This window comes from Cyclobacterium lianum (assembly GCF_900143075.1).
In the GTDB taxonomy this organism is placed as follows: domain Bacteria; phylum Bacteroidota; class Bacteroidia; order Cytophagales; family Cyclobacteriaceae; genus Cyclobacterium; species Cyclobacterium lianum.
In genome coordinates, this window is the sequence record NZ_FRCY01000021.1 from 17416 (window position 1) to 31017 (window position 13602).

General features: G+C 45.6%; 8 protein-coding genes. All 8 read right to left on the bottom strand.

Annotated elements, in window-relative coordinates; translation table 11 throughout:
* Positions 1-91: 91 nt before the first annotated feature.
* Positions 92-1072: a FecR family protein gene (locus BUB19_RS22165; protein WP_073097855.1), complete on the bottom strand. Its 981-nt coding sequence runs from the start codon at positions 1070-1072 to the stop codon at positions 92-94.
* Positions 1073-1332: 260 nt separating this feature from the next.
* Entirely contained in the window at positions 1333-2595 is a 1263-nt protein-coding gene (locus BUB19_RS22170; RefSeq protein ID WP_245802927.1) for a sulfatase-like hydrolase/transferase, read from the bottom strand.
* Between the two features lie 338 nt (positions 2596-2933).
* Entirely contained in the window at positions 2934-3524 is a 591-nt protein-coding gene (locus BUB19_RS22175) for an RNA polymerase sigma-70 factor (RefSeq protein ID WP_245802928.1), read from the bottom strand.
* A 441-nt stretch (positions 3525-3965) separates the two neighbouring features.
* Positions 3966-6788 carry a hypothetical protein gene (locus BUB19_RS22180; RefSeq protein ID WP_073097861.1) on the bottom strand — a complete coding sequence of 941 codons (2823 nt, stop codon included), beginning with the start codon at positions 6786-6788 and terminating at the stop codon, positions 3966-3968.
* 243 nt (positions 6789-7031) lie between these two features.
* The gene (locus BUB19_RS22185) at positions 7032-8453 is read right to left on the bottom strand and encodes a sulfatase family protein (protein ID WP_218588587.1); all 1422 of its coding nucleotides are present in this window, start codon (positions 8451-8453) and stop codon (positions 7032-7034) included.
* 31 nt (positions 8454-8484) lie between these two features.
* A complete protein-coding gene (locus BUB19_RS22190; RefSeq protein ID WP_073097863.1) occupies positions 8485-9900 on the bottom strand; it encodes a sulfatase family protein in 1416 nt (471 codons plus the stop codon).
* Between the two features lie 248 nt (positions 9901-10148).
* Positions 10149-11282: an exo-alpha-sialidase gene (locus tag BUB19_RS22195; RefSeq protein WP_143156133.1), complete on the bottom strand. Its 1134-nt coding sequence runs from the start codon at positions 11280-11282 to the stop codon at positions 10149-10151.
* 90 nt (positions 11283-11372) lie between these two features.
* Complete coding sequence (locus tag BUB19_RS22200) at positions 11373-13418, bottom strand: hypothetical protein (protein ID WP_143156134.1); 2046 nt, start codon at positions 13416-13418, stop codon at positions 11373-11375.
* Positions 13419-13602 lie beyond the last annotated feature (184 nt).

The window sequence follows — 13602 nt, forward strand, 5'->3', positions numbered from 1 at the left end:
TTATTGAATTGATTCTTTAAAGCAAGCAGGGTAAAATGTTTCATTTGGCGATGGGAATTTTATCCTGCTTTTTGTTTTTTGGCATAGGCTATCAAAATTTTATTTGTACTCTTTTTTCGTCAATCTGATATTCGAAGCCGAGTGAGAAACTCAGTCCGGTTAAAATATCGTCCAGGCTTTCGTTGTTAAATAATCCGGTTACTTTTCGATCTTCAAAGGCTTTTACCTGGAATTCCACACCGTACCAGCTTTCGAGTGTGTGTATAATTTCGCTGAAAGGCTTACTCTGAAAGCGAATCTTTCCCTCCTTCCATAAAGTAGTCTGCTCCGGATCAAATTTTTCTTTGATCAACTCATATTGCCTATCCTTCTTTTCAGATGCCATTTCGCCAGGTAGTAGTGAAAGGAGCTGGGCATCTCTGGCAACTTCCACCTTACCCGCTGTAAGCGCAACCCTTACGGCTTCCTTTCTGGCATAAACATTAAAAGCGGTACCCAGCGCAGTAGTGATTACGTCGCCGGATCTGACAATGAAGGGCTTTTTCTGGTTCGACTCAACACTAAAAAAGGCTTCTCCTTCCAAAGTTATTTCCCTGTTGCTGGTACCGTAATCAGAATAAAAGGTAATTGAAGAGAGTGAATTGAGGATCAGCTCGGATTTATCAGGAAGGAGCAGTCTCATTTTCTCTCCTGCACCAGTGCTCTTCCGGATAGGGTATGGAGCAACTTCCGTTACGGGCTCCGGTTCAATCTCTCTAAAGCCCAGCTCCAGCAGAAAATACCCTGAAAACAGCAACAATAAAAAGCTGGCTGCCATTCTGCCAAACTTTCCGATAAAATAAAATGTATGATTTACTCCGGAAGGTTTCAAGGTAGCCTTGTGGATTTGATCAAGGATTTTTTCCCGTCTGGAACTACTTACCTCTGCCGCCCTCTGGAAATCCCAATCCTCCCGAAGCTTCCTGAGAAACTGTTCTTCAGATCCTTTTTTGTCCAGCCAGTCCCTGATTTCCCTGTTTTCAAGCGGTGTGGTCTGGTTATTTAAAAATCGCTTAAGCTTTTCCTGATCCAAAATATTTTTTCATTTTAAGCAATACACCTGGTACCTACTTTTTACTTAAAAAAATGAATAAAAATTTTAAAATATTTTATTTCAGGAAAACAGACAATGAAATTATATAGCTTATGGGCAGTATCACAGGATTTTTTTTTGGAATTTACCCTATTGGGTACCACCGGTAACACCAGCAAAAACGACCCTTATAGGTTAAGTGTCATATGGAAACAGAAAGGGCAATCCACAGCTCCGGTTTTTAGCTGGTAACAGTTAGACTACTCGGGCTTTTGCCAGGGAGTCCTCCCTCCTTCCTGTATATGAAACCTCAACAGTGCGTTCAATTGCTTATAAATTTCGGAGTTTTCTTCTATCACATTCATTTCCTCTCCCGGATCCTCCCTGAGATTATAGAGCTCCATCGGTTCATAAGGACTATTTTGCAGCAGCTTCCAATCACCCAATCGAAGGGCATGGTAACTCTTACCTCCATACCGGATACCTCCTTCCCGGCGCACGAAATACAGTGGTCTTTTTTCCTCTTTTACAGGCTCACCAAAGAGAGTAGGCAGGAAACTCCTCCCGTTAACTTTGGGATCCAAAGGGACACCGGCAATTTCCGCGAGGGTCGGAAAGATATCCATGGTAAGGTTTACCTGTCTCGAAACAGATCCTGGCTGAATCACCCCGGGCCAGGAAATCACAGTGGGCACTCTTAGCCCTCCTTCATACATGCTTTGTTTCCCATCTCTGATAGGACCATTATTGGCAAGCGAAGGTAGGTGCCCTCCATTGTCGCTGGTAAAAATAATGAGGGTATTTTCGTACTGTCCGGTTTCTTTCAGCGCCTCAACTACTTTACCTATGCCATGATCCATGTGTTCGATAAAAGCTACCAATTCAGCCCTTTTGCCGCTGATGCCAGGTTCTCTTTCTTTCACCTTCTCCAGCCAGTCTTTTGGGGGCTGAACTGGAAAATGCGGCGCATTATAAGCAAGATAAAGAAAAAATGGTGCTTCGCTTCCTGCTCTGGACTCGATATAGTCGACAGACCATTGTGTAAAAATATCTGTGGCATGCCCCTCAGGATCTATAGTATCAGCATTGAGACGCATGTAATTTCTACCATGCCTGCGATGGGTCCAGTAGTTATCCATCATATCCTCCAGCCAGCCGTGGAAATGGTCAAATCCATGTTCGTTGGGTAAATTTGGGCTCTCAAAACCTAAATTCCATTTTCCAATATGTGCGGTATGGTAATTGGCTCTTTTGAGCATGGCTGGCATCAACTGGGTGCCGGGATTCAAAAATCCCCAATTGTTATCTGGGATGGATCGAATCAAACCCGGTACCCCCACCTGGTCGGGGTATCTGCCCGACATAAGAGCAGCCCTGGTTGGTGCACACACGGGAGAGTTGGTGTAGAAATAGTCCATGCGCATGCCTTCGTTGCGGATGGCATCTATATGGGGAGTGCGGATGTCCTTTGTTCCATAATAAGATACGTCGTGATACCCCTGGTCATCTGTGAATATCAGCAATATGTTAGGTTTGTCCTTTTTAATGGCTGATTGAGCATAAAGACCCATAATATTCACTAAAAAACAACTAAAGAAAAAAAGGCTGCGGTGCATCATCTCTTAGTATTTAACGTAACAAATTTATTTTTCCGGCCAGGAAAATTCCCGCCAATCTATGGTTTACGTAACAACTCAGGTCGCGATACCCCAGATCATCTGCCAGAAGAATTACAATATTCGGTCTTGATGAATTTTGACTAAATAAGCAGTTATTTCCTAAAAAAAGTACAAGTAGAGAGAGTAAAATTACTTTCCGGTTCATCGCGAACTATATTTGTTTATTAGGTATGTAATCTGAATTAACCCAGAATCAAAACCAAAATCAAGGATCCCAAAAGAGAAGTCCTTTGCACCAGCTCACCTTTCAAAAATTTTGTAGCCAGATAAATATGGTGTTCTACGGTCCTTTTAGATAGGCTTAGCTGAGCTGCTATTTCGTCGTTACTTAGCCCGTCAATTTTGCTTAGAATAAATACTTTCTGCTGGGTTTTAGGAAGGTTGCTGATAAGTGCAGTGGCAGTGTTTTCCAATTCCTGGTAAGTAAGGCTCTCAATGATATCTTCTGAACTTACGAAATGCTTTTCAGGTGTTTCTTCGATTGTGCAAATATTTTTCTGGTTCCTCAGTTTATTAAGCAGCTGGTTTTTTACGGATTGAAACAAATAGGCCTTGAAATTTCGGTTCTCATCCAGCATTTTGCGACTTTCCCATATTTTAATAAAAATAACCTGCACCACTTCCTCAGCTTCCAATTCATTGCTCAGGTAGTTACAGGCAAAGCCCAGCAGCCTGGGAAGGTAGCGGTAATACAATTCATCAAAAGCTCTCATATCCCCTTGCCTGAGGGAACGGACCAACTCTTGCTCACTTTTGTTAATCAGCGATCTCAAAATCCGGGTTTAAGTTAATTGACGGCAAATTCTTCAGGTGATCTACCTCAAAAAGAAGTTAATTCATCCTTTGTATTGTAAGGCATTCGGTTACAATAATCCAATTTATAAAAAATAAATGAATAAAGTATAAACGCTACTAAATTCTGCCAGCACTAATATCCTAGCTCGGAAGCATAGTAGTTAGCGGGATTGATGGCGAAGAAAAGCGAACTACACACCATCCATACATGTGCATGCAGAGGCTCACTTACCAGCTTGAAATCTGTTCATTATTGCTAAGCAAAGATACATCCTCTTTATTGAACCTTTGACTATCAGCATTCAATGCGCAAGAGGGCGATCTCATTCGCTTAAGCAGCCGGCAGGTTAAATGGAAAATGCTCAGAAGTTCAAAGAAAAAATTTTGATCAATACTTCTTCACAAGAAAAAATTAAGGTTCATCTCAACACAAAATAACGGTATCCGCGCTCGGGGATGGTGACTTCCATTGTCAGCTTGTAATCACGGGCTACGCTCAGGGTCTGTTTTTCTCCCAACTGGTCCTCCACCTCCACCCGTTCGTGTAGCCCGGTATAGTAAACAGGAATTCGCAGGGTACGGGTGATTGCTTCGTTAAGTGGATTGTACAGCATGAGCAAACCTTTTTCTTCTCCCAATGGGTTTACGTGCAATAAACCATCCCAATCTCTGCCATCCGGTCGCCTAAGGTGGATGATATCTGCATCTAATACCTCACGGTGTTGTTTGTAAAAACCAACCCATTTTTCGACCAGCCTCCTGGTATCGGGTGCATCGTACAATTGCGGCCCTCTGTAGCAGGCCTGTACACCGGCACCGAAGAGATTAGCGAGCCGCTGTTCGTAATGGGGCAGGTGCTCCCTCAGTGGTTCAATTGTTGCGGCCTCCCCTCCCCCGTGGTATTGTACCAAAGGCACAAACATCCAGCCCATAGAGGGGGTCTTTGTCCAGGTGCCGTCGTATATATTTTGGCGTTCGATGATTTCCTGTTGGGCGCGGGGCAGGGACCAGTTGGTTTCCCGGTAGCCCATACCGGTTTTGTTGCTTCCTGCAAGAAAATAGTAATCCGGCACGTTCAGGTATATCCCCTTCGCGCGGGCCCATTGGTAAAATTCTGAAATCTTTTTGTATTGGTTCCACTGCGAATCTGCCAGTCCCTTGTGCCCGGGATGATCGGTAGCAGCACATATATCTCCGGGATAGGAACCGTCGTGCTCGAGGATATCCAGGCCTGTGGCGGTATACAGGTTGTACAGACTTTCAAAATACCGATGCCCCCACTCACTCTCCAGGCAGGGTGAGTTGCCAAACCGGGGAGTCATCTCCTCAGGCATCTGCACATCATTACCCCCTCCTACCTTGCGGCTGGCAAGCAAAGAATAACCACCCAATGCGACTTCCTTTGAATGTGCGTAATCTGCAAGTTCCTTCATCCGGCTCAGGTTTTCCTGACTGCCATCTTCGGCGTTGAATCCGCTTCCAAAGGTCATGATCACCATTTCGAATCCTACTTCCGCACTCTGATCAATGGCCTTCTTTACAGACTCAGAATCGGCCGAGCGAACGTGCATCAGGATGGGATTTTCGGTCACCCAGGGTGCAAGGGCACGCATCATGCGCCGATGCTCCAAACCTTTCCGCTCACGGTCCCAGCTATCGTGCAGTAGTTCCCATACCCGGTAAGTCGAAAAGGAAGTACCTGGTTGTAACTCCTGCTCGGGCCCATACTTCGGTGAAATTTCCAGCAACACAGGCATGCTGCGCTCGTAATTCACCTGGGTGGTATACAGCGGGTCCGCTTTCCAATCAATGCTGGAACGCAGCAGGTTTTCGGAAGTCATGCCCCCAAAATTATAATCTGTCTCGATTGTAATATTGGGCAGCATCCACTGCTCCCGGCTGTCGACCGTGCTTTCCGGTTCGGTGACCGCCAGAATCTCGCTGGTGAAAGAATTGATGGTTACCGGTCGATCAGAGTGATTTTTAATGGTAATCCATTTGCTGAATACCGGAAGGCCATCGTACAATTCGTAATGTACATCCACGGATAGGTCCGACAGGTATAGGTAGGATGCCAGGCCAGCCGCTTTTGCAGCGGAAGAAATTTCGCCCAGCATATAAAATTGCTCGATTTTGCTTCGCCCTAATTCTCCCTTTTCACGGTAGTCATTCTTGTTGCCCGTCACATCCATCTTGCCAATTCGTACTCCTTGTGGGGCATTTTGCAGCGGAGTCTCTCCAACCGGCTGCCAGTCCGCTTTGTCGTAGGACCAGGAGGCCAGTATTCGGCTATCCCGGAGTTCCATACGCATCCACACCGGCCTTCCTTCTTCCAGGCCGGGGATAGTGTGTTCCCGATTCCCATCGTAAAAGCCTATTTCATTTTTACCGGGACGCAGGTTGAGCTTGATCACCCGGTCCGGAAATACAAGTCCCAGGCCCGGACCCCAGCTACTACTCCGGTCGGTGCCAGGGTTGATTTTGGCCAGGAATACTTTTGCCTCAGCAGGCACGAACTGTTCAGCATATACAGCGGTATTGGCCAATGCCATGATCTCGCCGGCTTTACCCTCATTGTTGAATGAATTTCGTGCATGCGCTCCCGACTCAACCCGGTTCCAGTTTTCCTGCAGGATCGTAAAGTCGTCCTCAAAAATAATTTCTCGGCCTTCGTCAGTTACAGATCGCTCAGAAAGTAAGCGCAGGGCCTCCTCGTCCAATTGGTAAGTAAAAATCAACTCCTTTCCGGGTGCCGGCCAGGGCAGGTCTTTAGGCATCCATTCGAGGCGCTTCTTCCATTGAAATCGTGCTTTGGTGTTTTCTACGCGGTGCTCCACCAATTTGAATGATCCTGGAATTGATTTCATGGATCTGATCCAGTCCGGAAGAAGATAGTTGTGAATGGGTTGTCCGGTAAGTCCCCCGATATCAAAAGGAATTCCGTCTAGTTGGATAGCCGCTTCCGGTCGCACAGAGCGCAGGAAGGATTCTCCAGTCTGGAGGTGATCAAGGCCAATGGTGGCTCCGTTGGGATCAGTGGCGAAAGTTCGCTGTACAAGACCGTTACTTAGTACTAAATTTCCATCATCGTCAGCGTCCACCCTGGCGGGTTGATCGGATCGGTATAGCAGCCAGTCACTATTCGCTGTCATAGCTTCATATTCACCTGTAGTACGCTGGCCCTGTGCAAATACCAAAACACTGGCAAACAGGTATAAGAGACTAAGAAAAAATTGCTTCATGAATTTCGAGATTGCTACCAGAGACCGACCCTGAAATGGCGCAGTAAGAAAAGTCTCCAGTAATTTTTTTTATTGATACATTTTTGATGGTTTGCAGTTCATTACTTGCCCTGGCATCCGCCGGACCTTCAGATAAATTCAAAATTTATTAATCCTTTAGGCGACCTTGGCGCAGACGGATCCGGAATTTTGAACCCATTTGCATCAAGCCAGTATACCCTCAGCTTTCCGGTCAGGCATGAATTAGCGTTCAATGGGTCCCAGAGGATCATTTACCGACCGCTGCTGATCGGCGAGCAAAAGCAGTAAATGCTGCTTGATACCTTGATAATCAGGATCCGCTGATCGGTCTCTGAGTTCTCCGGTATCCTTTTCCAGGTCAAATAACAAAATTTTATTCAATTTTGGATAAAAAATCAATTTATACCGTTCCGTGCGTACCATACGCTGGAGATCGAGGTAACAACTGTAAATGGCGGGGTAAGCACTTGGAGCACCTGTTTCAACATAGGGCATAAGGCTGTTAAAAACGGTGGTTTCCGGTTTTTCAACTCCTGCGAGGTCCATGATTGTGGCACTAACATCCTGTAGGTAAACCTGTTGCTGGTACCTCTTGCCCTCTGGAATACGCGGACCAACGAGTAGCAGCGGAGCACGTATGCTGTGGTCAAACATGTTCTGTTTTCCCATCAGGCCATGATGGCCGACCGCCAGCCCGTGATCTGCAGTAAACAAAATATAGGTGTTGTCTCTCTTGCCTGTTGCTTCCAAAGCATCCAGGATTTTACCGATCTGGGCATCCATATGACTGATGATGGCGTAGTATTCCTGGATGTTTTTTCTGACTGAATAGGCATTTCGGGGGAAGGGGGCCAGCGCCTCATCGCGCAGATTTTCGCTCAGCCCGATACTGTCTTTGTAGGGATACATGTCCATATGACTGGCAGGCAGGGCAATGCTCTCTACCGGGTACATATCAACAAATTCTTTGGGAGCTTGTCTGGGGTCATGTGGGGCATTGAAGGCCAGGTACATCAGGAAAGGTGCGGCACTTTTTCCGGCCTGTTGCAGAAATCCGCGTGCATCATCGGCCAGCACTTCTGACCAGTGCTTGCCTCCTTTCCAAAATCCCTCAAAGCTTTTGTCCCAGGGTTGCCAGGTGGTATCCGCCTCACTTTTGGGACGGTCGTAGCCTTCGGGGGTTTGGTTGGGCATTCCCGGCCGTACATGCACTACGTTTTGAAAAATACTTCCTGCATCGGCTTTCACATGCCACTTTCCTGTCATATAGGTTTCATAGCCGGCTTTTTCCAGCAATTGAGGCCAAAACCTGCCCTCATCAGCCATTTGCTGGAATTCACTTTCCTGGTCCCGGGCATCCCAGACCGAAAGGCCGCTGATCATCATGGCCCGGCTGGCCACACAAACTGCACCATTCCAGGCACCCATATTATAAGCGTGCGTAAACACAGCGCCTTCATGCACCAACCGATCCAGATTAGGGGTAAGTACCTCCGGATGCCCGAGGGCTCCTATCAGGTCGTAGCGCTGGTCGTCGGAAAAGATAAAGATAAAATTGGGTTTCTCACCATCGGCTTGTTGCGCCTTCGCCAGCCCGATCAGTGAGATGCTAATCCAGAATAAGAGGAGTTTGGTTTTCATCATTTGGTTTTTGTCAATTGGTATTGGTGTACGATTAGTAATCCATTCCCCGATTGCTCTCCTCACATGAAATGAGCCAATTTTTGAGTTCCCGGGCCATAGCGCTAACTATCTGAGGATTTGACGAGGCGATATCAGTTGCTTCCCCCGGATCCTCGTACAAGTCAAATAAAGCGAAATTATCTCCATTATCCGAGGAATACAATTTATATCGGTTATCCATTATAGCTTGCTGGTTCTGAAACCGAAATGCAATCGATGAGGGTCTGTCTTCCACTTCTTCACGAACCAGCGGAAGAATATCAATGCCATCGACAGGCAAAATGTCCTGATTTGTGTCCAAGCCCAGAACGGACAGAAGTGTGGGAAAGATATCACTGGTGGAAACGGGTAATCCGGTGTGCTGACCCGGTTTGATCTGCGCCGGCCATTCGACCAATCCCGGCACACGGATGCCCCCCTCGTAAAGGCTTCTTTTCCTTCCTCGGAAGGGCCCGGAGGAGCCCTGGGTGCGGTTGACAGCCGCAGGGCCCTCCGGTCCGTTGTCGCTGCAAAACCAAATTAGGGTGTTCTCGGCGAGTCCTTTCGCCCGGATAAATCTGCGTAGCCTTCCGATTTGATCATCCATAGCGGAAATGCTGCCGTAGTAATGCTGCTGGTCCTCAGAATAATCGGGATACCTGCTGCGGTAAGCAGGCCCTGCCAGCACGGGCAAATGTGGCGTATGGAACCAGATCACAGAAAGGAATGGCTTCCCGGAGGCCGATGCTGTATCTATAAAAGGAATGACCCGATCCATGATGACACGGGAATCGTCTCCTTCAAGATTGTCAGTTACTTTTTGGTTTTCTCCCGACCAGTAGTAGGTACCAAAATGCTCTCCCGGAGTCCGGTTTCCTATATCCTGGGCGTCTGATGCAGGCGTAACCATGGGGTCCCAGGTGGGCACTTTAGACTCGGTCGAAAAACAGACATCAAAGCCATTTTCCCAGGGCGGTGCATAGTGGGCAGCTCCCCCGGGGCCACCCCTGTTTGCATCTTTTTCCTTCACGGTTAGCGTTCCGAGGTGCCATTTCCCAAAGTGTCCGGTAGTATATCCTTTCGATTTCAGGATTTCAGCGATGGTTTGCTCCTGCGGTTTCATGTGTCCTGTATTGGCATGGGTGATGCCATACCGTTCCGGATGTCTGCCAGTGAGAAAGCTACCCCTGGTGGGAGAACAAACCGCGGAAGCGGCATAAAACCGGCTCATCACCAGTCCATTTCGGGCCATGGCGTCGAGTTCCGGAGTCTTGATGCGCTTGTTTCCATTAAACCCCACATCTCCCCAGCCCAGGTCGTCGGCCATGATCAGGATGATGTTGGGGGGCTTTGTCTGGTGCCCAGAAGAACCCGCAACAATTAAAAAATAAATTATTAAAGTAAAATCAACCGTCTTTTTATAATTCATGCACTTTCGTGTTTAAATTGTGGGATTCGAAATTTTGGATTTTTATCCGAAACGCGACTCGTTTCTTTAACTCGAAAGTTCAAAAGCCAGCGGATAAAACATTTTAAGATTTCACTAAAACACATTTATCACTCCCAAATAGACTGATATTGATTTAGACTAAAACCTACACTTTGCGGACGAAAGGCCCCACTAGAATCATTATAATAATGACCAATTCCTTCCTAATCCCTGAGATTTTAATAAACTCACCTGATTTCATCCCACAGGAATTCATACCTTTCAATATTCGGGTTTTCCCTATTGGCTCCTTTATAATTGATTACATTAAAAAAAGTCACTCCTTCTTTTTCCTGGAAATAGGGGACCGCATAATAGCCATCCGTTATATCGGCCCGGTCACTATTGTCGAGAACCACCCATTGTTTCACTTTTAAGGTTCCCGGATCAATCTTAAAAAGCCCTAACTCCATCTTTCTTTCCTGACCTTCTTCAGTTCGCCAGTTCCTTCCCAGTAGATAAATATGTCCATCTTTGGAAAAAAGGCGTGGCCGGCCAATATGTGATTCCATAAAATCATACTCCGAGCTTAAATTATGTTCTTTGATGAATTTAAAATCGGCATCTGTCAAATAGATCCTTTGGTTGGGGCCATATTCGCGAGTGGTCACCACAAACCCATCTTCCCAGGGTATAAATGCACTTTCATTTATTCTATGGCCCCCAAACTCTTCGGTTAGGTCACGGACCAATGTCCAGGACCGGCCATTATCCTTGGATTGAACCACATCAACGGACCATTTTTCCCCCGGGCGGTATCCAAATCCCATGACCAGCATGTAGGTAATCTGACCCTCATTGATAAAATCAAAAGCGTAACCATATTCCCGTCCATTAACCTTCGGCGCCAATTGGGTAGGCGAAACGTCGAACCCCTGACTCGTATTCTGTACCCTAACTTCCCTAAGACCGGCGCGGTAATTGTCGTTGTCATGCCCGGTATGCTGGGTATCAATATAGAGGCCGATGGAACCATCCGGAAATCTAACCCACTCTCCCATTTGATGAACCAGTCCCGGATCAGCAGCCAAGCTTTTTTGTTCTATAATCTCATTGTTTTTTGTATCAAAATGGAGCATTTCCAATCGGGCTTCCTTATCCTGCCCATGCTTTGATCCCCTTTTAAAAGAAATCAGGATTTCATTGGGGTTCAGCCTTAGAATAGAAGGAAAGGCCAAATAGCTTTCCGTGTCCAACTCGTCTGAGGAAACCAAAATCTGAGTGGTCTTGTATTTTGGTACGATGGGATGCTGTCCATTAGCCATCAAAACAGCTACTATATATAAGCTGAAGCTACAAAAGATCGTTTTCAAGTTCATCATAAATTGTTAGTTAAATTTCTTAGGATGCTCGCCACACCCAGGTATCGATTTTATTGAAAATGTTTTTTATATAAATTTTTCCTAATTCGACTATTTTAAATGAATATGATCTACATGCAAGGTACCAGATCCAAGAGGTCGGATGGTGAGGTTTGTCTTGATTTGATCGTTTAAATGGGTCAATGGAATGAGATAGGACGTCCATTTATCGTTGATCTTTACACGTTTCGTATTTCCCTCTCCCAAATTTATTAATAGTTCCATTGATTCATTCCTGGACGTTCGCAGAAACAATTCTATTTGGCCCTGACTTCCCTTATCTAATAAAAATTCCTGTGAAGTAATTTCGTACCCTTTTTTTTTAATTTGAAAACTGCCATACCGGGTTCCGTCCGGTGCCTCAGCACTTGTGATGATTTTAAAATTTTCAGTTGCCGGTGCGCCGCTTGCGTCACTAATTCGAAATGCATCAAACCAGAGTCGTCCATGGGTTGCCGTATTTGATGCGACCACCATCTCCAACACTACCTCCATTTCTTTTGAGTTAGCTGGAATCTGTTGCCTCGAAGCCAACTCTCTCCAGGAGAAACTTCCTTCAACTTTCTCCTTCTCCTCAATTCTTTTGATGACATGATCGTTGGCGTCTTTAAAAACGATTCGCATACTTGCCCATTCGATACCTTTTAAATCTTCTCCATGAATCTGAACAGAAAACCGGGAAGGACCTTCGGGTACCTCGGGGATTTCAGATTCCGCCTTCCAGGAAACGGCGCGGTGAGGGCCTTTCCCAGCACCGTTTTCTGCATATACCAACATTGCCGACCTACCCGAATAGGACCTACCGGAAAATTCAGAACTAGCCATTACCTTCCAATCATAAATAGCGAAAAGGTGTTCATTACCCTGATTATCTGACGTCCAGTATTTGACAAAATCATCTAAAGTTAATCCAGAAGCTATATTTCTCCCAGGGAGCCAATCGTTCATGGAAGACCATGCAGGTACTATTTCCCAAAACAAACGGCTGTTTTCCTTTTCAAAACTTCCATGAGGTAATGGATTATCGAACATTGACGCTATGTAATCCCTTTCCAGATTTGGCACCTCAGTTTTTTGGAGATCATCTTGGTCCGTTTCTTTCCAATTTCCAAGGGCCTCCCAAATTTCCTTTTGATAGACTTCATGAATTAAAACACCGTCCGCACCCATCTGATGGAAAAAATGGAGTTGCCTTGGAATGTATTCCAGCAGGTGACTCCAGGAGTATTCATCCTTAACCTTCCAATATACCGTTGAAAGGATATAGGCATAGAAATCCATATCATTTTCCTTTGTGGCCATTCTGATTTTTAAGAATTGATCTATACCTCCTTTTTCATACCAGGCAAACGTCTCTCCCCTGGAATTGGCCATCACCAATCCATCAGCCGCCTGATTTGAGATCATTGTTTTCCAGTCCAGAAAAATATTTTCCCCAGATGGTTGCAAATATCCACTAAGTGTGGCGCCGGCAAGGGTCGTAATATTATCATCCCGCAACATATTTTTTGCTTCTTTAAGAAATTCAATGATAAAATCACCATGTATTTTGGCCACTTTCTTCCTGTCGGGGATGCTGGTTAAAATGTCAATGCCGTATAACTCTTTATATTTTTCAACCACCGGTAAATTATAAGCCGCATACGTATTTCTTGGAACATGCGTCATATTCTGGGGTGTGTGACTGGACTTTGTACAAAAAAACACCTGATCAACACCATATGCGGCCAAATCTCTCACCCTGCCCAACATATAATCCCTCACCTCCTTATGGGCATAACTCGGGAAGGCATTGTAAATTACGGTATCCTTACGGGCCTGGGGAGTAAATTCGGGATGGGTGATAAAAAATTGATCATAGCTGGATTCAAACAAATCGAAATGTACACCAACCTTTATTCCCAACTGATGACCTTCGTCCACAAGCACCCTTAAGGGGTCAAAATCTTCTCCAAATGCATCCAGCCTTTCCTGATAGACGGTTCCATGGTCGATTCTGGCATTGATTACACCTTTATTATTGATTCTTAAATTAATCTGATCAATGTTTTTTTCCTTAGCCAAACGCACAAATTGCCTGATTTCAGAAGGTCCCATGACAAAAATGTTGTAATCCCAGGTCAGAATTATCGGGAAGCTTTCTGATGGATTTAGGCAACCCTTCCTGTCACCTTCGCTGCTACCATTTGACTCAACGATTGGCAACCCATCTTTAGGAGCCCATACCAAAAATGCAACAGATAATGTCGTTAATCTTATAAAAAACCTAAGCATTAAGGTC

Coding starts and splice junctions, on each gene's coding strand:
- BUB19_RS22195 (WP_143156133.1), bottom strand. CDS start 11,282: ATGATGAACTTGAAAACGATCTTTTGTAGCTTCAGCTTATATATAGTA.
- BUB19_RS22185 (WP_218588587.1), bottom strand. CDS start 8,453: ATGATGAAAACCAAACTCCTCTTATTCTGGATTAGCATCTCACTGATC.
- BUB19_RS22180 (WP_073097861.1), bottom strand. CDS start 6,788: ATGAAGCAATTTTTTCTTAGTCTCTTATACCTGTTTGCCAGTGTTTTG.
- BUB19_RS22190 (WP_073097863.1), bottom strand. CDS start 9,900: ATGAATTATAAAAAGACGGTTGATTTTACTTTAATAATTTATTTTTTA.
- BUB19_RS22200 (WP_143156134.1), bottom strand. CDS start 13,418: ATGGGACCTTCTGAAATCAGGCAATTTGTGCGTTTGGCTAAGGAAAAA.